Source organism: Salinisphaera sp. T31B1, from assembly GCF_040361275.1.
Lineage (GTDB): Bacteria > Pseudomonadota > Gammaproteobacteria > Nevskiales > Salinisphaeraceae > Salinisphaera.
Genome location: NZ_APNH01000001.1, coordinates 588,517 through 610,392, shown reverse-complemented (window position 1 = coordinate 610,392; position 21,876 = coordinate 588,517). Strand labels below are relative to the sequence as shown.

The 21,876-nt window shown below is 66.6% G+C and carries 24 protein-coding genes; 10 read left to right on the top strand and 14 right to left on the bottom strand.

Annotated elements, in window-relative coordinates:
• Window positions 1–48 precede the first annotated feature (48 nt).
• From T31B1_RS02765 to T31B1_RS02755, 3 genes are all read right to left on the bottom strand, one after another.
• Window positions 49–678: a glutathione S-transferase family protein gene (locus tag T31B1_RS02765; RefSeq protein ID WP_353247932.1), complete on the bottom strand. Its 630-nt coding sequence runs from the start codon at window positions 676–678 to the stop codon at window positions 49–51.
• A 76-nt stretch (window positions 679–754) separates the two neighbouring features.
• The gene (locus T31B1_RS02760) at window positions 755–1,516 is read right to left on the bottom strand and encodes a DUF1223 domain-containing protein (protein WP_353247931.1); all 762 of its coding nucleotides are present in this window, start codon (window positions 1,514–1,516) and stop codon (window positions 755–757) included.
• Entirely contained in the window at window positions 1,513–1,962 is a 450-nt protein-coding gene (locus tag T31B1_RS02755; protein ID WP_353247930.1) for a YkgJ family cysteine cluster protein, read from the bottom strand. The genes T31B1_RS02760 and T31B1_RS02755 overlap by 4 nt, the downstream gene beginning before the upstream one ends.
• Window positions 1,963–2,327: 365 nt before the next feature.
• Between T31B1_RS02755 and T31B1_RS02750 the strand changes: the two genes are divergently transcribed.
• The 3 genes from T31B1_RS02750 to T31B1_RS02740 all read left to right on the top strand — a co-directional run bounded on the left by T31B1_RS02750 (window position 2,328) and on the right by T31B1_RS02740 (window position 5,820).
• Entirely contained in the window at window positions 2,328–2,852 is a 525-nt protein-coding gene (locus T31B1_RS02750; protein ID WP_353248729.1) for a carboxymuconolactone decarboxylase family protein, read from the top strand.
• Between the two features lie 63 nt (window positions 2,853–2,915).
• Complete coding sequence (locus tag T31B1_RS02745; protein WP_353247929.1) at window positions 2,916–4,103, top strand: MFS transporter; 1,188 nt, start codon at window positions 2,916–2,918, stop codon at window positions 4,101–4,103.
• An 82-nt stretch (window positions 4,104–4,185) separates the two neighbouring features.
• Complete coding sequence (locus T31B1_RS02740) at window positions 4,186–5,820, top strand: hypothetical protein (RefSeq protein ID WP_353247928.1); 1,635 nt, start codon at window positions 4,186–4,188, stop codon at window positions 5,818–5,820.
• 15 nt (window positions 5,821–5,835) lie between these two features.
• On the opposite strand, the gene T31B1_RS02735 is transcribed toward T31B1_RS02740, so the two are convergent.
• The 4 genes from T31B1_RS02735 to T31B1_RS02720 all read right to left on the bottom strand — a co-directional run bounded on the left by T31B1_RS02735 (window position 5,836) and on the right by T31B1_RS02720 (window position 8,102).
• Window positions 5,836–6,696: an MBL fold metallo-hydrolase gene (locus tag T31B1_RS02735; protein WP_353247927.1), complete on the bottom strand. Its 861-nt coding sequence runs from the start codon at window positions 6,694–6,696 to the stop codon at window positions 5,836–5,838.
• Between the two features lie 128 nt (window positions 6,697–6,824).
• The gene (gene def, locus T31B1_RS02730; protein WP_353247926.1) at window positions 6,825–7,367 is read right to left on the bottom strand and encodes a peptide deformylase; all 543 of its coding nucleotides are present in this window, start codon (window positions 7,365–7,367) and stop codon (window positions 6,825–6,827) included.
• 53 nt (window positions 7,368–7,420) lie between these two features.
• A complete protein-coding gene (locus tag T31B1_RS02725) occupies window positions 7,421–7,633 on the bottom strand; it encodes a DUF3820 family protein (protein ID WP_353247925.1) in 213 nt (70 codons plus the stop codon).
• Window positions 7,634–7,676: 43 nt separating this feature from the next.
• Window positions 7,677–8,102, bottom strand: a complete 426-nt coding sequence (locus T31B1_RS02720; protein ID WP_353247924.1) for a lysozyme inhibitor LprI family protein — start codon at window positions 8,100–8,102, stop codon at window positions 7,677–7,679.
• 234 nt (window positions 8,103–8,336) lie between these two features.
• On the opposite strand from T31B1_RS02720, the gene T31B1_RS02715 reads away from it, so the two are divergent.
• A complete protein-coding gene (locus tag T31B1_RS02715) occupies window positions 8,337–8,972 on the top strand; it encodes a hypothetical protein (RefSeq protein ID WP_353247923.1) in 636 nt (211 codons plus the stop codon).
• 159 nt (window positions 8,973–9,131) lie between these two features.
• Window positions 9,132–10,250, top strand: coding sequence for an esterase/lipase family protein (locus tag T31B1_RS02710; RefSeq protein ID WP_353247922.1), 1,119 nt, complete (start codon window positions 9,132–9,134; stop codon window positions 10,248–10,250).
• Here the strand turns inward: T31B1_RS02710 and T31B1_RS02705 are convergent.
• Window positions 10,233–10,553, bottom strand: a complete 321-nt coding sequence (locus tag T31B1_RS02705; protein ID WP_353247921.1) for a hypothetical protein — start codon at window positions 10,551–10,553, stop codon at window positions 10,233–10,235. The two genes, T31B1_RS02710 and T31B1_RS02705, sit on opposite strands and share 18 nt — an antisense overlap.
• Before the next feature lie 368 nt (window positions 10,554–10,921).
• Here T31B1_RS02705 and T31B1_RS02700 point away from each other — a divergent pair, with 368 nt between their 5' ends.
• Entirely contained in the window at window positions 10,922–11,659 is a 738-nt protein-coding gene (locus tag T31B1_RS02700; RefSeq protein WP_353247920.1) for a PEP-CTERM sorting domain-containing protein, read from the top strand.
• 131 nt (window positions 11,660–11,790) lie between these two features.
• Here the strand turns inward: T31B1_RS02700 and T31B1_RS02695 are convergent, their stop codons facing one another.
• Window positions 11,791–12,690 (bottom strand): LysR family transcriptional regulator, encoded by a 900-nt coding sequence (locus T31B1_RS02695; RefSeq protein ID WP_353248728.1) that lies wholly within the window; start codon window positions 12,688–12,690, stop codon window positions 11,791–11,793.
• Between the two features lie 136 nt (window positions 12,691–12,826).
• On the opposite strand from T31B1_RS02695, the gene T31B1_RS02690 reads away from it, so the two are divergent.
• The 3 genes from T31B1_RS02690 (at window position 12,827) to T31B1_RS02680 (ending at window position 15,124) form a co-directional block, all read left to right on the top strand.
• Window positions 12,827–13,987, top strand: coding sequence for an MFS transporter (locus T31B1_RS02690; protein ID WP_353247919.1), 1,161 nt, complete (start codon window positions 12,827–12,829; stop codon window positions 13,985–13,987).
• Window positions 13,988–14,188: 201 nt separating this feature from the next.
• Window positions 14,189–14,314, top strand: coding sequence for a hypothetical protein (locus tag T31B1_RS02685; RefSeq protein ID WP_353247918.1), 126 nt, complete (start codon window positions 14,189–14,191; stop codon window positions 14,312–14,314).
• A 156-nt stretch (window positions 14,315–14,470) separates the two neighbouring features.
• Complete coding sequence (locus T31B1_RS02680) at window positions 14,471–15,124, top strand: IMPACT family protein (protein ID WP_353247917.1); 654 nt, start codon at window positions 14,471–14,473, stop codon at window positions 15,122–15,124.
• 838 nt (window positions 15,125–15,962) lie between these two features.
• On the opposite strand, the gene T31B1_RS02675 is transcribed toward T31B1_RS02680, so the two are convergent.
• Genes T31B1_RS02675 through T31B1_RS02665 form a run of 3 tightly spaced genes read right to left on the bottom strand, consistent with a single transcriptional unit; the run spans window position 15,963 to window position 19,784 of the window.
• On the bottom strand, window positions 15,963–18,236 hold the full coding sequence (locus T31B1_RS02675; protein WP_353247916.1) for a xanthine dehydrogenase family protein molybdopterin-binding subunit: 2,274 nt from the start codon (window positions 18,234–18,236) through the stop codon (window positions 15,963–15,965).
• A complete protein-coding gene (locus T31B1_RS02670) occupies window positions 18,229–19,290 on the bottom strand; it encodes an FAD binding domain-containing protein (protein WP_353247915.1) in 1,062 nt (353 codons plus the stop codon). Before T31B1_RS02670 ends, T31B1_RS02675 begins: the two co-directional genes overlap by 8 nt.
• Window positions 19,287–19,784: a (2Fe-2S)-binding protein gene (locus T31B1_RS02665; RefSeq protein ID WP_353247914.1), complete on the bottom strand. Its 498-nt coding sequence runs from the start codon at window positions 19,782–19,784 to the stop codon at window positions 19,287–19,289. Before T31B1_RS02665 ends, T31B1_RS02670 begins: the two co-directional genes overlap by 4 nt.
• Before the next feature lie 122 nt (window positions 19,785–19,906).
• Here T31B1_RS02665 and T31B1_RS02660 point away from each other — a divergent pair, with 122 nt between their 5' ends.
• Entirely contained in the window at window positions 19,907–20,497 is a 591-nt protein-coding gene (locus tag T31B1_RS02660; protein ID WP_353247913.1) for a TetR/AcrR family transcriptional regulator, read from the top strand.
• A 102-nt stretch (window positions 20,498–20,599) separates the two neighbouring features.
• Here T31B1_RS02660 and T31B1_RS02655 read toward each other — a convergent pair whose 3' ends face one another.
• Complete coding sequence (locus tag T31B1_RS02655) at window positions 20,600–20,878, bottom strand: peptidylprolyl isomerase (protein WP_353247912.1); 279 nt, start codon at window positions 20,876–20,878, stop codon at window positions 20,600–20,602.
• Window positions 20,879–21,013: 135 nt separating this feature from the next.
• The gene (locus tag T31B1_RS02650) at window positions 21,014–21,805 is read right to left on the bottom strand and encodes a nitrilase-related carbon-nitrogen hydrolase (protein ID WP_353247911.1); all 792 of its coding nucleotides are present in this window, start codon (window positions 21,803–21,805) and stop codon (window positions 21,014–21,016) included.
• Window positions 21,806–21,876: the final 71 nt, after the last annotated feature.

Sequence of the window (21,876 nt, the reverse complement as noted above, 5' to 3'; positions counted from 1 at the left end):
GGACCGGCCATTGATCGGCACGAACACGGCAGTGGCGGCCCGCCGGACTCACGTCGGTGGCGGTTCGGCACGGTCGAGCAGGGCATCGTCGATACGGCTGGCGCGCTGAAAGGCGTCACGAGCAGAGAGCCGGTCCGCATAGGCGGTGAAGGCCGGCTGATCGACGAGGGTGCCGGTTCGAAGCCCCCATATCACCTGCGAGCCCGCATAGACGTCGACAGCCGTGAACCGGTCGCCTGCGAGATACGACTGGCCGTTCAGCGCATCGGCGAGCACCTCCGTCGTCAGTTCGTGGGTGCCGTAGCCGAGCATGCGCGATTGCTCCTCCGAGGGCGTAAAGCCTAATGCGTGATGGGTCATGGCCTGTTCCAGCGGCCCGGCGGCAAAGAAGAGCCAGCGATAGTAGGCCGCGCGTTCGCCGGCGGAGGGCGCGAGCTCTGCCTGCGGAAAGACATCGGCCAGATACGCGCAGATCGCCGCACTTTCGGTCACCACCCGCTGACCGTGACGGATGGCTGGCACCTTGCCCATCGGGTTGATCGCCCGGTAGGGCGCGGCTTTCATCGAACCCGCATAGTCGAGCGGTTCGGTAGCGTATTCGACGCCGGTCTCCTCGAGCATCCAGCGCACGATCCGCCCGCGCGACATGGGATTGGTATAGAACGTCAGTTCGGCCATGACCTTCGTCCGCTGAACCATCAATACACCGGTTATGAGCCTGCACGGGCACGCCGTCAACCAGCCGGGCGGGCGGCTAGGGCAAGGGCCGCCGCGCGGCGCCGACGACGGCATGGCTGTCCGTGCGCTGGGCAAAGGCAACCACCGCCAGGTCTTTCCGAGCCACGCCCGGCGGCAGGTTCACGGACGCGTTGAACTGCGGCACAGCGCCGTCGACGCCCGCCCCGGGCTGCGCTCGCACGAGCGCATGCACGAGTCCATCCTCATGAAGCGTGCGGCCGGCGTTCTCGCCCGCGCCGATGACCGACACCACGTCGTTCTGGATCAGCGCCACCCAGATTTCGGCGGCGTTATCGGAAGGCGCGTGCGTAAAGCCCACATCGACGCTCAGACGCTCGCTGCCGTTTGCCACGAGTTCGATCGACACGGGCCGGTCGGCCTGGCCGGCCATAGCCTGGATCTCCTCGCGCACGGCGTCTTTCCAACTACCCACGGTCGAGCGCCGGCCGTCGATGATCAGCTGCGGGGTATAGACCTTGCCCTGGAAATTGTCCCAGCCATACATCTGCTGTCGCTCGGTATAGCGGGCACGGGCGTACCGGTCGATCCAGCCGTAGGGGTTCCAGTAGTCGACATGCTCGGACAGCAGTATCAGTTCGATGCCCGGCGGCGGCGCGCGCTGTAGCTCGCGCATGAAGTCGTTGGCCGCCGGGCACTGCGCACAACTGTTGGACGTGAACAGTTCGAGCACCACCGGCTGGCGCGTATCGGCTATCGCCGGCGTGGCGACAACGCCGAGTACCCAGAGTATCAAGCCCCATCCGCGGCTCGCGTTCATCGTACGCAGTCCGTGCCCATGGCACCGTGCTCAGGCGGCCACGAGCGGCCGCCCGGCGGGGGTTCGAGCGCGTCGAGCAACTGGGCGTCGGACACGGCCCGGCGCGGCCATGGCCAGTCGTTCGGCGTGAGCGGGACCAGCCCGTGGGCGATACGGGCCCGCTCGCACTGCGGACTCGGTCGCCCGTTCTCCCAGGCGGCGGAGACGTCGCGACAGACGCTGGGCCGGCGTTCATAGATCGTGCAGCGTGCTCGTCGGCCGATGTTCGCATCCAGCGCCGTGCAGCGACCGGGCATCGACCGGGTGCCGCGCATCACCAGTCGGTGTCGATCCAGCGGCTCGGTCAGGTGCACCGGCACGCCGTTGTCGCAATCCGCGCTCTCCAGCCAGTGAAATGCCACGCGATAGGCCGAACAACAAGCGCCACAGCTCAGACAAGGATGCATGACGAACCCCGCAAGATCCGGCGATTCACCGGCGTTTTCCAGTGTGCCTCAAGGATATCGTCGCCGTCGACGCTGGCCCGTCCGGTGTCGACCGTGTCGCCATCGGTCACGACCCCGCGCCGTATGCCGGCGAACGCGCCATGGCATTGTTTGTTAAGCTGGAGCCTCTTCGATGCGTTCCGCTGCATGCGAACCGGACTCCTGTCGGATCGAAGGCGCCTGCCCTGCCGCAAGGCACGGCCGGGTACGCGGCCGCCGTGCGCGGCCGCGCGATCGACGGCGACCGGACCGAGACGGCATTCGCCGTCCGTTCGGCAGTGGGTACGCTTCGTGTCTCAATGGCGCAGTGCCCCAGGAGATCGATCATGGCCCGTCTTCCTTATGCTGACCCCGCCGCGGTGGCAGACCAGTCCCTGGTCGGCGCCATTTCCGCGCAGCGCGGCGAGATACTGCATCTCTACCAGATGCTGTTGCACAGTCCGCCACTGACGGCGGGCTGGCTTGGGTATCTCACGGCCATACGCCAGCAATGCCAGTTGCCCGGCGCGATCCGGGAGCTGGTCATCATGCGTGTGGCGGTGCTCAATCGGGCCGCCTACGAAGCCGAGCAGCACGCGCCGATCGCCCTGGCCGAGGGCCTCGCTCAGGCCCAGCTCGACGCCCTCGACAACTGGCATAGCAGCCCCCTGTTCGACGACACGCAGCAAGCCGTGCTCGCGCTCACCGATGCCATGACCCGGACAGTCCAGGTGCCCGAGGCGGTGTTTGCCGATGCGCGCAATCATTTCGACGATGCGACCATGGTGGAGCTGGTCGGCGTGATCGCCGCCTACAACATGGTGTCGCGGTTTCTGGAGGCGCTGGCGATCGACTCACGTGATCCTCGCTGAGCCCTGCCGAGCATCCGACCAGGGAGTCGCCGGCAGCCAGCGATGAGCGGGCCGGATCACGCTGTGCCGATCGATGCCCCGCGGCCGTCGCCCCGCGACGTCTGGGCGGCGGTGGCGAGCTCGGTGATCTCGTCGTTGGCGGTGTTCCTGGTCGCCGCCCTGGCGCTGCAGATGGGCGACACACTCGGGTTCGGAGCGGCCGGGCTGGGTTTCGTGGTATCGCTCTACTACCTTGCGGCACTGGCCTCGATTCCGCTGAGCCGGCTGGTCGAGGCCATTGGCTCGCTCCGCGCCATGCGCTGGGGCTGTGCGCTGATGGGTGTTCTGCTGTTATTGGCCGGGGCGACGCCGACGTTTTCCGGCCTGGTCATCGTCATCGCCCTGGCCGGCGCGGTGAGCGCCGGTCTGCAGCCGGCAACCAATCTGTTCATCGTCCGGCGTATTCCGCCGGCCGGCCAGGGCTTTGCCTTCGGCATCAAGCAAGCCGCGGTGCCGATCGCCGTGCTGGTCGCGGGACTGTCGGTGCCGGCCATCGCCTTGACCATCGGCTGGCGCTGGAATTTCGTTCTGGCAGCCGCAATCGCCTGCACGATCAGTGCCGCACTGCCCGCCTCCAGAACATCGCTGGCCGAATATCGCGCCGCCCCGCCCCGGGTGGAGCGCCTCGGCCGTTCCGGCGTCCGGATTCTGATCTGGCTGGCCGTGGGCTTCGGCTTCGGCGTAGCCGCAGCCAGCGCGCTGTCGGCGTTTGCCGTCACGGCCGTGGTGGCCGCGGATCTCGACAACGGGCTGGCGGGCCTGATCGCCGGCCTGGGCGGCTGTGCCGCGGCCGTGGTGCGCGTGGCGATCGGCGTTCATGCCGACCGCGGCCGCTCCTCGTACCTGGCGGTTGTCGCCGCCCTGCTCGGCATCGGCTCGTTGGCCTATCTGATGCTCGCGGCCTCCACACTCACCCTGCCGATGCTGCTGATACCCGGGATCCTCGTCGCATTCGGCGCCGGCTGGGGCTGGAACGGGCTGTTCAATCTGGCGATCGTGCGGCGTTACCCCACACAGGCAGCGCGCGCCACCGGCATCACATCGGTGGGGGCGCGCACCGGCGGCGTGGTCGGGCCGGCCGTGTTCGGCATCGTGGTCACTCACGGCTCGTACACGCTGGCCTGGCTGATCGCAGCCGCCTCCGCAACGGCGGGCGCATCGATCATCCTGGTCGGCCGTCGCTGGCTGGACACCTCGGCGCAGCCGGCATGAGCCGCGGGCCGAGCCTGCCGGTACGCCCTCGAAGCGGCCTTTTGGCAGAATGACTTACCCGCGTTATTCACCCTGGGCTGTCTTGGCTGACGAAACCCTCACTGACCCGTGCGCCGGGGCCTGTCGAGCACGCCCGCATGGCCGGCTCATCGCGATCCTGATCACGACGCTGGTGTCGATGATGATTGCGGGCTGCTCCGAGCCGGCCCCGACCCGGGCCACCGAGACGGCCATGATTCCCTGGCTGGCCGCCGACGGGCGCTACGGTTTCGTCGACGCACAAGGCCAGTCGCTCGTGTCGGCGCGCTTCAGTGACGCCGTGCGCGGCGAGCACGGATATGCCGTGGCCGCCATCGACGAGACGCACTACGGCGTGCTCGATGCGGCCGGCGACACGGTGCTGGCCTTCGACTATCCGGTGGTCGAGCTCGTCGAGACAGGGCGCGCGCCGCTGGCCATCACCAAGCAGGAATACAACGCCTGGTGGCGTATCTGGGATTGGCGGCTGATGCCCGAGTTCAACATCCTCAGCACCCGGCATTCCGGCCCGATGCTGGTCACCCGCGTGCCGCGAGCCGTATGGGCGGTGCGTAACCTGGCCACGGGGCGCGTGCTCTATCGCACCGATACGCGTGATGACTGGGGCCCGGACGGCCGCCAGTACTGGCACGACCGATGGGTGCCCGACCGAACCGTACCCGAGGATGTCGCGGTCACAGCCTGGCCGGATGGCGATGTCGGCATCCGGCACACGCTATACAAGCCGGGCGCCGACGGCCGCCTGGAAAAACGCGTCGACCATATCGTCGGCCGGCTGGGCGAACGCGGCTATCTGCAGCGGTCTGGCAGCGTTTATTTCCATGTGAATGACGACGGACGCCGGCTCGATGCACGACGTTTCACCCGCGCCGAGGCCATCGAGTTCACCAACGCCGACGGCGCGACGGTGCACATCGGTGCCGGTCGCGTACGCCCGCCCGCCGACGCCCCGACCGACGTGCCGGTGCTTCGGGACGACGCCGGGCGCTTCTACCTGTTTCCCGAGCTTTCGCAGCCCTTGCCCACTACGCTGACCGACTACACTACGCCCGACGGCCAGGTGATCGGCGCCGCCGAAATCGCCGAACAGGCGTGGTTCGTGCAGTGGCTCGAGCATTCGTCGAGGGTTCTGATCGCCGCCGCCCTCGATCGGTCGCCCGACGATGCACCGAGCGATCTGTATACGCTGCTTCTGACACCGGACAGCGGCTGGGATGCGCACTTTACGTTGCGCAAGGGCATTCGTGCGGTGACCGACCGTGGTGAGGTGATCTTCGATCGAAGCCCGCCGCGAGGCGTACTGGACCCGGACCTGGTGTTTCATCGGGTACCAATGCAGCGGATCTCGACGCTGCCCGATGTCGATCACCTGTATATCGGCACAGACCACCAGGGCCGAAGCGGCGTTTACGACGCTGCCGCGGGCCGATGGCGTTTTCGCTCGGCCGATCGAGTCGTCGAACGCCGACTCGATACCGGGCCGTTGGTGTATTCGCAGCGGCGCGACGGGCACGACAGCAAGCGGCTGGGCCTGCTCGACTTCGACACCGGCGAGCCAATCACACCGGCCCTGTACAGCCGGATCGAGCCGGATGGACGAATCGTGCGTTACGGCCACGACCGTGCCCGCATGTTCTATATCGATACCCGGACCGGGCGCGAGTTTCGCGAACGCTGAACCGGGCCGCTGCGCTCAGGCGGTACGTCGGTCCGCTGCCACCAACGCCCAGCGGTCGCCGTCGCGACGCGCCCGGCCTTCGGCTTCGAGCTTGAGCAGGTGGGCGAGCACGTTGCGGCGGGCGGCTTTCTTGAGCAGCGGGTCGGTCTTGGCATACAGCGATTCGGCGATCGCCGGTATCTCCGAGTAACCGGCCTCGAGCTGATCCAGAATGGACGCCTCGCGCTTCTGGCGATAGGCCAGCAGCGACGCCGCGAGCTCCTGTGGCCGCTCCAGCAGCGGGCCATGGCCGGGCAGATACAGCACGTCCTGTGTCCGCGCCAGGACACGCTCGAGCGAACGGTAATAGGCGAGCATGTCGCCGTCGGGCGGGTTGACGATCGACGACGACCAACTCATCACGTGATCGCCCGAGAACAGGACCGGCCCGGTGCCTTCGACCGCGTAGCTGAAACACAGGTGATCCGAGGCATGCCCGGGCGTATGCAGCGCCTGAAAACCGGCCACCGTGTCGCCGTCCGCCAACGCCTGATCGCAGACGAAATCCTCGATACAGGCCTGGGCAAATCCCAGGCACGGCGCGCCCGTGCGCTGCCTGAGCCCGGCCACCGCGCCGGAGTGGTCGCTGTGTGCGTGGGTCAGCAGGATCCGCGCCAGCGGACGCCCGGCCAGTGCGGCGACGATATCCTCGACATGGGTATCGTCCTCAGGGCCCGGATCGATGACCGTCATCCCGTGCACCGGATGTTCCACCAACCATGTGTTGGTGCCGTGATAGGTCATCACGCTGGGATTGGCCGCGACCACGCGGGCAATGCCCGGCAGCGCAGGATGCAGCACGCCACGCTGCGGTTCGGGCTCTTTGAGAAAAGACATAGGCCAAGTCTGGCGCGCTATTTGCCTGTCTGCAAACCGTCGACGGTCAACCAAGGCATTTTTCTTCGATCGCCACCGGAGCGGGCGCTGGTCTTGTCGGCCGAGTGGACGCCCGGGGTGACCCGCGGCTAGGCGCGGGTATCGTCGTCCGGCGGGTGGCGCTGCAGTTCCTCACTGAACGCCAACCGGGTCATGTCGGTCATGCGTTCGGGGTACAGAATGCCCTGCAGATGATCGTATTCATGCTGGACCACCCGGGCATGAAAGCCGCCGGCCTCGCGCTCGATCCGCTGGCCGCTGGCGCCGAGCCCGCGATAGCGGATACGCGCCCAGCGCGGAACATAGCCCTGAAGCCCCGGAATCGACAGACAGCCTTCCCAGCCGCCGACCTCGTCGCAGTCGAGCGGCTCGATTTCGGGGTTGATCAGCACCGTCAGGGGGACGTCGTCCCCGGCGCCGTCTTCGACACGGCTCGCCGGTACGAAGAACATCATCACCGCGCGACTGACAAAGACCTGGGGTGCGGCCAGCCCCACGCCCTGGGCATCGGCCAGGGTATCGGCCATGTCTGCAAGCAGGCGCTGTATCTCCGGTGCGCTCGGGTCTTCGACCGGTTCGGCGATACGGCGCAGTACCGGGTGCCCCATGCGTGCGATCTTGAGTATTGCCATGATCGACCTGTCGAGACTCGAAGCGCCGAGGATACCGCCGCGAACGTATCGTGTCAGCGCCGGCGCAGCGGCTCCAACAGCGGCTTGAGACCGTTGTGATCGATATGCTGCATGAGCGCCAGCAGACGGCCAATTTCGCCGCTTGGGAATCCTTCGCGTGCGAACCAGTTCAGATAGTGCCCTGGCAGATCGGCCAGCACACGACCTTCGTACTTGCCGAACGGCATGGTTCGTGTCACCAGCCGCTCCAGATCCTGCGAATTCATGGCGCGATACACCAATCCATCCCGGCCGCGGTGCGCGGGCGACTCACAGCTGCTGCAGATACGACCACAGTTCCTCGGCCCGCTCGTAGACGAGCGCGTTGCGGGCACCGCCGACCGTGAGTACCACCGAGGTGCCGTGCGACTCGCGGGTGAAGACATCGTTGAGGAACGCGAATTCGGCATCCCGATAAGCCAGCCAGTGCCGCTGAGCGGTGCGCAGCGCCGATTGCTGTTCCGGCGAGAGCTCGGCCATGAGCCGTTTGTAGGCCGTATTGAGCTCGTCGTCGAGTGCACTGGCCATATCGGTGGAAGCCTGGCTCATGTCGGCCGTGGTCTGTGCAGCGCGGATACGCTGCTCGTAGGGCGTCATGCGTTCATGGAACGCGCCGAGGTGATCCGGCCGATCAGGGTTGTCCACGGCCTGGGCGACCGAGGCAAAACACAACAGGGCGACGAACAGGTACTTCATGGGCTGTCTTCTCTCAGGCCATTTACAAGCGCTCTGCAGCGGCTGCGATACGTTGAACACGGTGTCATTCTAGCGTGCCGCCCGGTCCGCCAGAACTCGGCCGGGCCGGGCCGGAGCCCAGCCATCGACCATGACGGATCGGGCGACGTCTGATCTACTGGCCGGCGACCATCGACCCTGTCTTCCAAGACGGTCTTCGCATCACCGGAGCCGTCACCTGCGTAAGGCCATGCCATGGAATCACCGCATCACGCCAGACTTCGCCGGCTGCGTCTCATTGCGATGCCGCTGCTGCTGGTCGTCGGGCTGGCGAGCGCCCTCAGCGGTTGCGCCACGCTGGCCGGGCAAGACCGCTCGAACACCGGCCGTGCCCAGGCCGGCGTCGAGTCTCCACGCGATCAGCTCAACGATGGATATAGCGATCTCTACTCGAGTGCGAGCGCGCTGGCAGAAGTCGACAAGCTGTTCTATGTGAAAGTCGAATCCGACGACGTGCAGCGAGTGGTCGAGGACGTGACGGGATACAGCGCACAGCTCGCCGAGCGCCTGAAAAGCCTCACCGCCGACTTCCCGGCGCTGGCGCTCGACCGGACGGTCGATCCGCCCATCATCAAGGCCGCACGCGATGCCCAGAAGAAGGCCACGCTCAAGCGCTTCGCCCCCGTGGTCGGCGACACCGGCAAGGCTTTCGAGCGCGGCCTGCTCATCCGGCTGCTCGGCGCCGTCGACCAGCAGCACTACATGGCCGCCACCCTGGCCGAACGCGAACCCGTACCCGCGCTGTCCAGGATCATGGCAAGCGCTGCCCAGCGGTATGCGGGCTTCTATGACGAGATCGACACGCTGCTCAACGAGCGGTTCTATCGCTGACACGCGCCGGCCGTTCGTCTCGGGCAAGACGCACCCGCTGATCGCCTGCGTTCATGGCATCGATGCGCGCATCGGACGGGCGCCGGATTTGCGCCGATCGATCTGAAAGGATAGATTTTCGCTTAGAACAAGAAAACGCATGCAATGGGGAGATCGTCCATGCGCCGCTCTATTCTGTCTGTTCTGACGGCCGTCCTGGCGATCGGCCTCATCCCGACGCCCTCGCGCACGGCCGCGGCTGAGACCGTACCGGCCTTCCCCGACGAGCCGCCGTTGCACATTCGAGGCGCCGCACTGGACGAGTCGCTGTCCTGCACTCCGTTCGTGCATGAGGACCGCCCGCCGGTACTGCTCGTTCACGGCACCACGGTGACCGGCACCGAAGAGTTCTCGATCTTCTACGCACCACAGCTCGCACGGCGCGGCTTCGATGTCTGTGTGGTGACCTATCCGGATCGTGGTCTGGGCGATCAACAGATTTCGGCGGAATATATCGTGCACGCGCTGCGCACGATCCATGCGCAGACCGGCCGGCGCGTGGCGATGATCGGCCATAGCCAGGGCGCGTCCATGCCCCGTTGGGCCTTGAAATACTGGCCGTCAGCCCGCGATGCCGTGGCTGATTTCGTCCTGCTGGCCGGGCCCAATCACGGCACCAGCGCGCCGGTGACGGCGGTACTGCCGGTGACTCAGGGGCTGGGTCTGTTCACCTCGGCGCTGGGCCTGTTCGACGGGCTGACCCCGGCCGGGCTGCTCCAGTTCGAGCGGGACGCGAATTTCACCACCGCTGTGAACGCCGGTGACGAAACGCCGGGCGATATCGACTACACCAGCCTGTACACGCGCTACGACGAACTCGTACAGCCGGTCAGCCCGGTGCCGACCGCCGCGCTGGATTTCGGTCAGGACAATCCGCGGGTGGCCAACATCCTGCTGCAGGATGTCTGTCCCGGCCATCTCGCCGAACATTTTTCAATCGGTACGACCGATGCGCTGGCCTTCGCTCTGGCACTGGATGCCATCAGCCATCCCGGGCCTGCCGACGTCGCGCGCGCCGGCGGCCCGTCCGGCCTGTGCGGCCGCTTGCCGATTGCGCTGGGCGAATACCTGAACGCGGACACCGTCACCGGACTGATCGATATCCTGACAAGCACCCTGTCAGACCCCATGCTGGATCTGCACCTGACCGCCGATGAGCCACGCTTGATGGACTACGCCCGCACCGACGGCCCGAGCCGGACAAGCGCTGACGCCGGGCGGTCAGATCAAGCCATGTGAGCCGAGCTGCCATAGCAGCCAGGCGCTCATCAGCGCCAGCACGCCGTTGGCGATATACAACGTACGCCGCCGGCCGCGGAAGGCAGGGTAACTGGCACAGATCACGGCGAGGATGATGCCGTAAGCCATGAGCATGCCAATGAGCACGTCCAGCCCGCCCGAGCCTTCGAACCGATTCTGGGGCCCTGACGACATCCCCATGCCGAAAAGCGTCGTTACGGCCGCTGCGGCCGGAAACGCGAGCAGGAAATAACACCACTTGGCCCCCACCAAGGAGTCGGATTGCTGCGGCTCGGTCGTCATGGGCGTGTCAACTGGTCACGTATTGCGCCGAATAATTTATCACGTGCTGTCAGGGCGTTGCTGGCCCATACGCGCGGCGACGGCGGTTCAGCGGCGCGGCGCTCGATCCGGTGTCGGCTCATCTAACACGCTTTGGGTCGCGGGCGAAATCGAGGCGAGGCGGGCGTCGATTCATCTAACACCCTGCCCCGAGCCGACCACTGCGCATCTGCAAGCGAGATAGATATTGATCATCATAAACAAATACTTGGCACCCATTCTCCTGTCTCATCCACGATCGGAACGATTCTTGCCCTACGAGGCGCCGAGTCGGACGGCCGCAACCATTCGTGGCCGGCTGATGAGTCAATGATATTCAAGGAGAATTAATGCAGTTCAAGACAATCGCCGTGACCTCGGCCGCCGCCCTCGCCTTTGGCGCGAGCCTTTCCGCTTCGGCGGCCGTGGTCAATTTCGACCAGTCCGAGGCCCAGTCGCCGGAAGGTTCGGTCAGCTATGACGGCAACGGCGGCGCGCTCGTGGGTTCCGGTATTTCCTTCGGCGAGATCAGCCTCAACGGGGCCACCGCCCCGCAAGGCAACCAAGGCACCCTGACCTGCTCGGGCTGCATGATCGATTTCCAGACCGGCAACAACCTCAGCGAAGGCACGGAAAACAACATCTGGACCTTCGCCGGCGGCGGCAACCTGACGCTCAGCGGTTCGGCCATCGACAGCAACGGCAACGAAGTGGCCAGTGGCAACCTGTTCAGCGGCAGCTTCGACGGCGGCGCCGATGCAGCCCCGCAGCTGGTCACCGGCAATGGCCAGGACAGTCTGACCGCCACGCTTTCGGGCAGCGACGAGTTCAACGCCGACCTGGCGCGCTACTTCGGCCTATCCGAAGACACCAGCTTCGATTTCACCAACACCGTGATCGCGCTGGGTAACGCCAGCTTCGGCGCCGATGGCAGCTTCGACAGCGGCCAGCTGCAGAACGCCGACGTCACCGTGGAATCCAGCCAGGCCGTACCGGAACCCTCCGAGATGGGCATGTTCGCGGCCGGCCTCGCGCTGGTGATCGGCGCCCTGGGCTTCCGTCGTCGTCAGAACGCCGACGCGGTCTAAACCATCGGACCACAGGCCGGCTGCTCGACGCCGGCCCGACCGATACGGGCGGCTCCGCACGCGGAGCCGCCTTTCCAATGCGCAGCGATCCCGAGCTGCCCCATCATGAATCCGCCTGGCGCGGGCATGCCTTACCCCGTGGCAATCGGGCCCGTATCCAGAACACGGCCGAGTTGCGTACGGAGATAGTCGACAAACACACGAACCTTCGGCGCCGGATGTCGCCCGGCCGGCCTGAGCGCATGCAGCATGGCGGTACGTCCGGCCCGGCCGGGCAGCATCGGTCGCAAGCTGCCGCGGTCGAGCGATTCGCGCACCACGAAATCCGGCAGGCAGGCGATGCCCAGCCCGTCGAGCGCCAACCGCGGATGCGTCTCGATATTGTTGCAGGTCATCGTGACCGGCACGGCCGCCGGCTCGGCCAGCGGCCAAGGCTCGAGCTTGCCGGAATGCGGGTAGCGATAGTGCAGACAGCGGTGATCCGCCAGATCGCTCGGCTGCCGAGGCTTACCGTACCGTTCGATATAGCCCGGCGAAGCCACCAGCCGGATCGCGAACTCGCCCAGCGGGCGGCTCGCCAGCCGCGAATCCACCGGTCGGCCGACCCGCAGAACCACATCGAAGCCCTCGTCGATGACGTCGACCATGCGATCCGAGAAATCCAGATCGAGCTGGATATCCGGGTAGGCCTGCATGAAATCCGACAGGACCGGCAGCACGAGCGAGCCCATCAACGGCAGACTCACCCGCAGCCGGCCGCGTGGCGCGTCCCGCACCTGCGCGAGTTCGATTTCCGCGGCCTCGGCTTCGGCCAGTATGCGGCGGCTGCGCGCTAGAAGCAGCCTGCCTTCGGCGGTGAGGGTCATGCTGCGAGTACTGCGATGGAACAACCGCACGCCGAGCCGCTTTTCCAGTCGCGCCACGCTCTTGCCCACAGCGGATGCCGACAGTGCCAGGTGACGGCCGGCGGCAACGAAGCTGCGTGTGTCGGCAACCTGCACGAACAGGGCGAGTGAGTTGATGCGGTCCATGCCGGTCCCGATTGCGGACATATATGTCCGGAGTACGCGGACGCTAACCCCGGTTTTTCCGTGCGGCAACCCTCATTAGGGTGCGCGCTTTCCTAATCGCGCCCCTGCCATGGGCCTCTGTACCCCCAGGATGCCCATGACGCCGGGACGCCCTTTGTCGTTCATCGCACTCGGACTGTTCGGACTCTATGTCGTGGAGTTCGGTGTCGTGGGAGTATTGCCCTCCATCGTCGACCGCTACGACGTCAGCGTCGACCAGGCCGACCGCGTGGTGGGTTTCTTCGCGCTGATCGTGGCCGCCGCCGGACCTGTCATGGTGGTTTGGCTGGCTTGTCTTGATCGGCGTCGGGTGCTCACTGGCACCCTCCTGGTGTTCAGCCTCTGCAGTCTGCTGAGCGCATGGGCACCGAACTATGCCGTTCTCATGGCGCTGCGCGTGCCGTCGGCGCTGCTGCATCCGGTGTTCTTTTCGGTCGCGTTTGCCACGGCCGCTTCGCTGTACCCGCCCGAGCGCGCGACCCACGCAACGACCATGGCCTATATCGGCACCAGCATGGGCCTGGTGCTGGGGGTACCCTTGTCGACCTGGATCGATGCACGGATTTCCTATGCCGCGGCGTTCTATTTCGCCGCCGCGGTGAACCTGGTCGCTGCACTGGGCCTTTGGTTCATGCTGCCAGCTGCCCCCGGGCCCGGCCCCACCGAACGCGCCGGCGCGCTGCATGTCTTGCGCAGCAACCGTGTCTGGCTATCGATCGGCGCCACCGTGGCGGTGTTTGCAGCGATGTTCTCCGTATACAGCTACGCGGCCGCCTACCTGAGCGAAAAGACCGGGCTGGACGGTGAACTGATCAGCCTGCTGCTAGTAGTCTTCGGCATCGGCGGCGTCGCCGGCAATCTTCTGGCCGGGCGCTGGCTGAGCCGGCGGTTGGTCCCGACCGTGCTCACGTATCCGGTCATGCTCGCCTTCGCATACGCAGTGCTCGCGTGGTTCACCTCGAGTTCGCTGTGGGACATGCTGCCGATCTGCCTGCTGTGGGGCGCGGTTCATACCAGCGGGCTGATTGTCTGCCAGGTCTGGTTGATCTCGGCCGCCCCGGATGCGCCCGCGTTCGCCACCAGCCTGTTCGTGTCCTCGGCAAATTTCGGCACGGTCTGCGGCACTACCCTCAGCGGCCGCTTGATCGAATGGCACGGCCTGGATGGCACGCTTTGGAGCGGCTGGCTGTTCGCCGCGATCGCTGTCGGCCTGGTACTCGCCCGTAGCATCCTGCCCGCGCGCTACAACACCGCCTAGGCTCGACCGGGCCGACACGCCCGGGCGGGACAACCTGATCGTCGCCGCTGTCTTCCCAGGAATCACACGACGAGGGCGCCACGAGGGCGCCGGCGCGCGTGCTCTTGAGCGGGGTCGTGCACAATAGCCGGCCCGGCGCGCGACCGAGCGGCTGCCGAGCGCGTTTTTAGGGTCTCTTCCAGCCACCGGCGATTCGATACCATGGGCTCCAAGCAGAAATCCCAGCAGAAGCTGCCCCGGCAGACTCTCAAGGCCATCAAGTACACCGCCTACGGCAAGGCGCGGCCCAATCGTGGCGACAAGGGACCTTTCAAGGGTCATCGTTGACACGGGCGCTCGCTTTGGGCGCGCAGGCCATACGGTGTACGAATCGACGCGCAGCGCATTTGCGGGGCCGCGGATCGAAAAAGGTGATCGGGCGGTGGCCGCCCGGCCTATCCTAGGCCGGCGTTTCATCATCACCCAGCCAGTGGAGCCGACCCGATGCGCTATCCCGTGCCGGCCGCGAGCATCGATCACCCCCATGTAGCAACGCTCGAGGTCCAGAAAAGCCGCTTCATCGGCTGGTGTGCGAGCGTCGACGACGCCGAGCAGGCACAACAGCTCCTGACCCGGGCGCGCCGACGATACCCCGACGCATCCCACCACTGCTCGGCGTTTATCGCCGGCGCACCGGGCGAGGATCAGGCCATCGGCTTTGCCGACGACGGCGAACCCGGTGGTACTGCCGGTCGCCCGATGTACCAGGTACTTCACGGCAGCGGTATCGGGCGTATCGCCTGCGTGGTCATTCGCTACTTCGGCGGCATCAAACTCGGCACCGGCGGCCTGGCCCGTGCCTACGGCCAGACGGTCAGCGAGATGCTCGCCACCCTGCCGAGACGGCAATACATCCCCCGCGCGCGCCGATCGCTGGCGCTGACCTTCGCCGATGAGCAGCCGGCCCGAGCCTGGCTGGCGGCCCACGACGGCACGATCGTGGACGCGGCTTACCACGCACGCGGCGTCACGCTGGCCGTCGACTGGCCGCTGGACGCCGGCGTCGAGCTGGCCGAACTCAACACGCGCCTTGAGGGCCGCATAAGGATCGTCGGCGACGATATGCATCGGCCCATGTCCGACGGCGAGGCTAGCTAACGCTCACCGCGTGGCCCGCGGGTGGGTGCGTTGTGCCGGGCAGGCGGCCCGATCGGCTGGCGCGCAACGAAAAGACCCAGGTCGAAGTTCGTCTGCGTGGTCGATTCAAGACGCCTGGGTTCAAGCCGCGCGTCTTCCGGCGCTCACGAGTTAGACGCCACTTTGGTTTCGCGCTGCAGCGCGAGCTACTTCTCTTTGCTTGTCCAAAGAGAAGTAACCAAGAGAAAAGACACCCGGGTTGCGCGCCGGCTAACGCCGGTGCACTGCGATGCTCGCCCACAAGGGATGCGGCCAGAACTCACGTCGCTTGGGCGATGCTCAGACAGGCTGGGCGCACCGGCGCAGTGCGCCGGACACCCTTGGGCGCTGTGCGTCTCGTCGCTCCACACGGGGCCCAAATACAGACGCCGGTCGGTGGTGTCAGATGCTGTATTCGTCCCCTTGGGCGTAGCGCCGAGCAGCGGAGCCCGGCCGGGGATGAAGCAGCCGGGTGTCTGAGGCGCGCGCAGCGCGGCGAGTTCCGGCTGCGCCCCGGAGGGGCGAGTAGCGCAGGGCATCGATGCGAAGCATCGGCGCAAGACAGGGTGTCCTTCGCTTGGGTGACTTACCTGGACAAGCAAATGAAAGTCACTCGCACATCGGTGCGAAATCCCAAGCGAGAATTCGCCTGCGTGGTCGATTCAAGACGCTGGGTTTAAGTCGCCCGTGTTGCGGCGCTCAGGAGTTCGACGGCGCGACGACTTCGCGTCGCAGCGCGAGAACTCCATTTTCAATTCGCCTGTCTCGCTGATTCGAGACTCGGGCGGACCAGGCCGCGCGTGGCCCGGTCCGCCGGCAATCACGGTGCGGACGCCTCGTCATCAAGCACGTCGGCGATACCGATGGGAAAACGCCGGATGCGCTTGCCTGTGGCATGCCAGACGGCGTTGGCGATGGCTCCGGCCGTGCCGGTCACACCGATCTCGCCCACACCCTTGATACCGAGCACGTTCACGTGGGGATCGTCCTCTTCGACGATCATTGCCTCGAGCGACCGGATATCGGCATTGACCGGTACATGATATTCGGCCAGGTCGGCATTCATGATGCGCCCCGTACGGGTATCGACATCGGCTTTTTCGTGCAGCGCGAAACCCAGCCCCCAGATCATGGCACCAAAGAACTGGCTTTCGACCATACGCGGATTGATGACCCGCCCGGCTGCGAACGCACCCACCAGGCGCGTGACCCGGATCTGGCCCAGGTCGGGATCGATCTTGACCTCGGCGAACACCGCGCCGTGTGCGTGCATGGCGTAGCGCTCGGCCACATCGGCATCGGCTCGCCCACGGCCATGGCCAACGATCTCGCGCAGGCCGGCACGCCGGAGAATATCGGCATAGCGCTCGCCCCGGGCCCCGTCATCGATCATCTGCAACCGGCCCCAGCGTGCGACCACCTGTTCGGCGGCCGCGCCGTACAGAGGCGACTGGTCGTCGGCCACGGCGCGCTCGATCAGTTGGGCGATCGCATCGCGACCGGCGGCGTCGATGGCGTTGCCGACCGTGGCGGTATGCCCCGAGCCGCCGGCAACGCCGCCGTCGGGCAGGTCGGAGGTCCCGGCCCGAAACACGGTTTCGTCCAGCGCCAGATGCAGGCTATCGGCCGCGATCTGGGCCAGGGCCGTCCATGCGCCCTGCCCCATGTCCTGGGCGCCGGTCTCGACCACCCCGGTGCCATCGGCACGAATGGTCGCGCGCGCCTCGGCTTCGAACATCACGACGGGGAAAGTGGCCGTGCCCACGCCCCAGCCAACACGCAGGCCGTCGTCGTCGCGCATCGAACCGGCCTCCAGCGAGCGCGCCGCCCAGCCGAAGCGTTCGGCGGCCTGGGCATAGCAGGCGTACAACCGTTTGGACGAGAACGGCTTGCCGGATATCGGCTCCAGGTCGGCATGATTGGCCAACCGGAAGGCGAGCGGGTCCATGCCGCAGGCATGCGCAGCCTCGTCGATCGCCGACTCCAGTGCGATCGAACCACTGGCCTCGCCGGGGGCGCGCATGAACATCGGCGTGCCCGTATGCACCCGTACTGCGTCATGGGTGGTCGAAATCGCCGGACTCGCGTACAGCGTATGCGAGATGTTCGAGGCCGGCTCGAAGAATTCGTCGAACACGCTCGAACTCGTGCGCGTGTGATGCGCCAGGGCGGTGAGCTTGCCGGCCGCGTCCATGCCCAGGCGCAGCGTCTGGCGCGTGGGCGCGCGGTGGCCGAGCGGACCGTACATCTGGGGCCGCGTGGGCACCAGCTTGACGGGGCGATCGACCAGTCTTGCCGCCAGGATCCCCAGCACCTGCGGGCTCATCATCGCCCCCTTGCAGCCGAAGCCGCCGCCCAGGAATGGGCTGCGAATGAGGATGTCGTCGGCGTCGATGCCGAACAGCCCGGCCAGACGCCCGCGCGCGATGGTCATGGCCTGGCTCGGAGTATCGACGACGAGCCGCTGTCCTTCCCAGCGCGCCACGATGGCATGCGGCTCCATGGGGTTGTGATACTGGGCCGGCGTCTCGTAGGTGGCCTCGATCTGGCGTTGCGCAGCCGTCAGACCCGCCTCGATATCGCCGACCACGGTTTCCGACGGCGCGCCCGGGCCGACGGATTCAGGCACGAACGCCTCTCCTGCGTCCAGACCGACGCGCGGCGGCTCTTTTTCGTACTTGGGTGCAAGCAGCGCGGCGCCCTCGGTCGCGGCCTCGAACGTCTCGGCGATGACCACCGCGATCGGCTGATGCACATAGCGCACGCGATCGTTCTGCAGCACGTCCAGGCGAAACATGAACGGGTTGTCGCGATCGTCCGGATCCTTGGCCAGCGACGGCCGATTGGCGGGCGTCATGACCTCGACTACGCCGGGATGTGCCTTTGCCGCATCGATATCGAGGCCAGTGACGCGGCCGTTGGCGATGGTCGAGACAGCCATCACGGCATGCAGCATGCCGCCCGGATGGTGGTCGGCCGCGTAGGTGGCGCTGCCGGTGACCTTGGCGACGCCGTCGCGCCGCGTGATCGGCTGGCCGATGCTGGCCTGGCGGCGCTGACGCGCCGGTGCAGTGACTGGGGCGAACTCAGACATGGGCGAGCTCTCCGGCTTGAATGGCAAACGGCGAAGCCGGCAGCGCCGGCAGCTCCCTGGGCGTGCCGGCGGCCGCACGCGCAAGCACTCGGGCCACGACGCGCGCGCCCAGCGTGATCTTGTGGGCGTTGTCGCCCGAAGGCCTGGCAGCGGCCATTGCCGTCCGGCCGGCTGCAGCGAATGCGTCGGCGTCGGCCTTGCAGCCGATCAGCCCTTGTTCGGCCGTCCGCGCCCGCCATGGCTTGGGCGCCACACCGCCGAGCGCGATCCGGGCATCGGTGATCGTGCCGTCGTCGTCGATGGCCAATGCGGCCGCGGCGGAGACCAGCGCGAACGCATAGGAGGTGCGCTCACGCACCTTCAGATAGCGCGCATGGGCTCGCAGGCCCGCGGCCTCGGCCGGCAGACGCACGGCCACGATCAGTTCGCCCGGGGCGAGCACGGTTTCCTGGTCGGGCGTGTCACCGGGCAGTCGGTGGAACTCGTCGAGAGCGACATCGCGCCGACCGTTTTCGCCGGCGATCTCGACCACCGCATCGAGTGCGACCAACGGTACGCAGAAATCCGACGGATGAGTCGCGATACAGGCATCGCTCCAGCCGAACACGGCATGGCCATCGTTGTGGCCACCGAGCGCATCACAGCCAGTACCGGCCGTGCGCTTGTTGCAGGCGCTGGCCGTGTCATAGAAATAACGACAGCGCGTGCGCTGCATCAGGTTGCCGGCCACCGTGGCGGCGTTGCGCAACTGGGCCGACGCACCGGAAAGCAGCGCTTCGGCCACGGCGGGAAAATCGTCGGCAAACGCCTCGTCGTGGGCGAGGTCCGCGTTGGTCACCAGCGCACCGATACGCACACCGCCGTCCGGGTCGCGCTCGATCGCATTCAGCCCCGGCAGATAACTGATGTCCACCACCCGCGCAGGGCGCGTCACGCCGGCCTTCATCAGATCCAGAAGGTTGGTGCCGGCCGCCAGATACACGGCATCCGGCGCACGGGCAGCGGCCACGGCCTCCTCGATGGACGTCGGACGAACATAATCGAACGGCTTCATGCGGCACCCCGCTTGCGCTCGCCGAGCGTGGCACGCTCGGCGTCCAGCACCGCCTCGACGATGCCGGCATACGCCCCGCAGCGGCAGAGATTTCCGCTCATCTGTTCGCGCACGCGCTCCGGGTCGCCGTGCACGCGCGCTTCGCGCAACAAGCCGATCGCGCTCATGATCTGTCCCGGCGTGCAGTAGCCGCACTGAAAGCCGTCGTGATCGATGAACGCCTGCTGGACCGGGTGCAGGTTCGCACCGTCGGCCACGCCTTCGATGGTCTCCACGCTCGCCCCGTCGAGGCTGGCCGCCAGCGCCAGACAGGCATTGATACGGCGCCCGTCGACAAGCACCGTACAGGCACCGCACTGGCCACGATCGCAGCCTTTCTTCGTGCCGGTCAGTTCGAGCCGCTCTCGCAGCAGATCCAGCAGCGTGACGCGTACATCGTCGAGCTCGACGGCCACGCGTTTGCCGTTGAGAGTAATTTGGATCGACAAGGCCATGCACTGCCTCCGGTAGAATGACGCAGGAAAAACCGGGCTCGCAGAGCAACGCATACAGGCGGCTCCGCGGCTGATGTCGAATATACGGAGGGATCCTCCGCTTTGTAAAGAGCACGTCTCCGATGGCTATTGACCAGGGAACACCGCGCAGGCGAGCGCAACGTGTCGATGCCCGACGCAACCGCGAGCGATTGCTGCACGCCGCGCGTGCGGTGTTTGCCGCCGATGGCGCGCATGCCAGTCTGCAAGGCATCGCCCGCGAGGCAGGGGTGGGGATCGGCACGCTCTACCGCCACTTCCCGTCGCGCGAGACTCTCTACACGGCCGTTTACGAGCAGGAAGTCGACCATCTCGTCGCCATGGCCGCAGAACTCGCTGAACGCCACGAACCGATCGCCGCGCTTCGCGCGTGGCTGCATGCGCTGGTGGCGCTGGTTGCCACCAAGACCGGAATGGCGTCCGCGCTGGCGATCACGGCCGAGACCAAGTCAGCGGTCTCGCAGGCGACCTCGGAACGGCTGGTCACGGCGATTGGGGCATTGCTGGCACGGGGTCGGGATACGCACAGCATTCGTCAGACGCTCGCCCCGCGCGAGCTGCTCCATGCGGTCGTCGGCATGTGCCTCATCCAGGACTCGCCGGACTGGCAGGACCGTGTAGCCGCCCTCATCGATATCCTGATCGACGGGCTGCAGATGCCGGCATCGTCCTGAATGTGCCCGGCCCCGGCGTGCGGCCGCAGCCGCGCGACCGGGCTGTGCCGCATCCGGTGGACAGAACGGGGCCGGCACGCCAGGTGCACGGCCCCGCCCGCGTCATCCGCGCTCGGTGACTTCCAGCAGGTGGTAACCGAACTGGGTCTTTACCGGACCCTGTACTTCGTTGACGGGTGCGCTGAACACCACCTCGTCGAACTCCGGCACCATCTGGCCACGGCCGAACGTGCCGAGATCGCCGCCCTTGCGGCCGGACGGGCAGGTGGAATGTTCACGGGCGAGCTCGGCGAAATCGCGGCCGCCTTCGATCTGATGCTTGAGTTCGATGCACTTGTCTTCGCTGTCGACAAGGATATGACGGGCACTGGCTTTGGCCATGGGACAGGTCCTGATTGGAAATGACGGCTGGCCATATTACGGCAATCCAGCCGTAGGCACTTGCAGCGTTGCCGCCCTCGCCACACCGTCGCAGACATCGCCTGCAGCGCCCGCCCGGGTGGTGCGGGTTGACGATCAGTCGCCGCCGCCGGCCACGGGCAGCACGTCGCGCCGCAGCGCCAGATAATCGGGTCGTATCTCGCTGCGCGCCGGCAGCGCCAGACGGGCGCGGGTGACGGTCTCGTCCTGATCGCCGGCACGCGCGTTGAGTTCGCCATCGACCGACACGGCCATGGAGCCGCCGGTGAACACGAACTGTTCGCCCTTGCCCACCTGGTTCACATAGATATGCGGCAACCCGTTCTCCACGGCGCGGGCGGTCGCGAACAGGTGGTGATCGAAGCCGAACGGCGTCATGTTTGCCGATATCGTGACAAGCGCCTCGGCGCCGGCCCGGGCCAGCGCGCGGGCGACTTCGGGAAACTCGATATCGAAACAGATCATCACGCCCAGCCGGTGGCCGGCCACGGTTATCAGACGCAGTTCATCCCCGGGCACGAAGGCCGCGCTCTCGTCGCCGAACAGCTGGGCCTTGCGATAGGTGCCGCCCGGCCGCCCCTCCTGATCGATGAAGAACGCCGAATTGGCAAAGCCGTCTTCCACCGCCTCGGCGCCGCCGAACAGCACCGCCGTGCCATGGCGGGCCGCACATGCCGCCAGCTCGGCGAACGCGCCGCCGTGCGGATCGCAGGCCAGCGGCTCGAGCCCGGTCGTCGTATAACCGCCCCAGAACAGCTCGGGAAACACGACCAGGTCGGTCTCGGCGTGTGTAGCAATGACATCCTGCATACGGGCGAGATTGGCCGCCGGATCGCGCAGGGCGGGTGTCAGCTGGGCCAATGCGACCGTCAATTCGTGTTGGGCCATGATCGAACTCTCTACGATGAGGACACGTGGGCGCCCGGCATCGCGCCCGGGCGGATTGTCTGGCCGTGCGG

Coding starts and splice junctions, on each gene's coding strand:
- T31B1_RS02765 (WP_353247932.1), bottom strand. CDS start 678: ATGGCCGAACTGACGTTCTATACCAATCCCATGTCGCGCGGGCGGATC.
- T31B1_RS02760 (WP_353247931.1), bottom strand. CDS start 1,516: ATGAACGCGAGCCGCGGATGGGGCTTGATACTCTGGGTACTCGGCGTT.
- T31B1_RS02755 (WP_353247930.1), bottom strand. CDS start 1,962: ATGCATCCTTGTCTGAGCTGTGGCGCTTGTTGTTCGGCCTATCGCGTG.
- T31B1_RS02750 (WP_353248729.1), top strand. CDS start 2,328: ATGGCCCGTCTTCCTTATGCTGACCCCGCCGCGGTGGCAGACCAGTCC.
- T31B1_RS02735 (WP_353247927.1), bottom strand. CDS start 6,696: ATGTCTTTTCTCAAAGAGCCCGAACCGCAGCGTGGCGTGCTGCATCCT.
- def (WP_353247926.1), bottom strand. CDS start 7,367: ATGGCAATACTCAAGATCGCACGCATGGGGCACCCGGTACTGCGCCGT.
- T31B1_RS02725 (WP_353247925.1), bottom strand. CDS start 7,633: ATGAATTCGCAGGATCTGGAGCGGCTGGTGACACGAACCATGCCGTTC.
- T31B1_RS02720 (WP_353247924.1), bottom strand. CDS start 8,102: ATGAAGTACCTGTTCGTCGCCCTGTTGTGTTTTGCCTCGGTCGCCCAG.
- T31B1_RS02715 (WP_353247923.1), top strand. CDS start 8,337: ATGGAATCACCGCATCACGCCAGACTTCGCCGGCTGCGTCTCATTGCG.
- T31B1_RS02710 (WP_353247922.1), top strand. CDS start 9,132: ATGCGCCGCTCTATTCTGTCTGTTCTGACGGCCGTCCTGGCGATCGGC.
- T31B1_RS02705 (WP_353247921.1), bottom strand. CDS start 10,553: ATGACGACCGAGCCGCAGCAATCCGACTCCTTGGTGGGGGCCAAGTGG.
- T31B1_RS02700 (WP_353247920.1), top strand. CDS start 10,922: ATGCAGTTCAAGACAATCGCCGTGACCTCGGCCGCCGCCCTCGCCTTT.
- T31B1_RS02695 (WP_353248728.1), bottom strand. CDS start 12,690: ATGGACCGCATCAACTCACTCGCCCTGTTCGTGCAGGTTGCCGACACA.
- T31B1_RS02690 (WP_353247919.1), top strand. CDS start 12,827: ATGACGCCGGGACGCCCTTTGTCGTTCATCGCACTCGGACTGTTCGGA.
- T31B1_RS02685 (WP_353247918.1), top strand. CDS start 14,189: ATGGGCTCCAAGCAGAAATCCCAGCAGAAGCTGCCCCGGCAGACTCTC.
- T31B1_RS02680 (WP_353247917.1), top strand. CDS start 14,471: ATGCGCTATCCCGTGCCGGCCGCGAGCATCGATCACCCCCATGTAGCA.
- T31B1_RS02675 (WP_353247916.1), bottom strand. CDS start 18,236: ATGTCTGAGTTCGCCCCAGTCACTGCACCGGCGCGTCAGCGCCGCCAG.
- T31B1_RS02670 (WP_353247915.1), bottom strand. CDS start 19,290: ATGAAGCCGTTCGATTATGTTCGTCCGACGTCCATCGAGGAGGCCGTG.
- T31B1_RS02665 (WP_353247914.1), bottom strand. CDS start 19,784: ATGGCCTTGTCGATCCAAATTACTCTCAACGGCAAACGCGTGGCCGTC.
- T31B1_RS02660 (WP_353247913.1), top strand. CDS start 19,907: ATGGCTATTGACCAGGGAACACCGCGCAGGCGAGCGCAACGTGTCGAT.
- T31B1_RS02655 (WP_353247912.1), bottom strand. CDS start 20,878: ATGGCCAAAGCCAGTGCCCGTCATATCCTTGTCGACAGCGAAGACAAG.
- T31B1_RS02650 (WP_353247911.1), bottom strand. CDS start 21,805: ATGGCCCAACACGAATTGACGGTCGCATTGGCCCAGCTGACACCCGCC.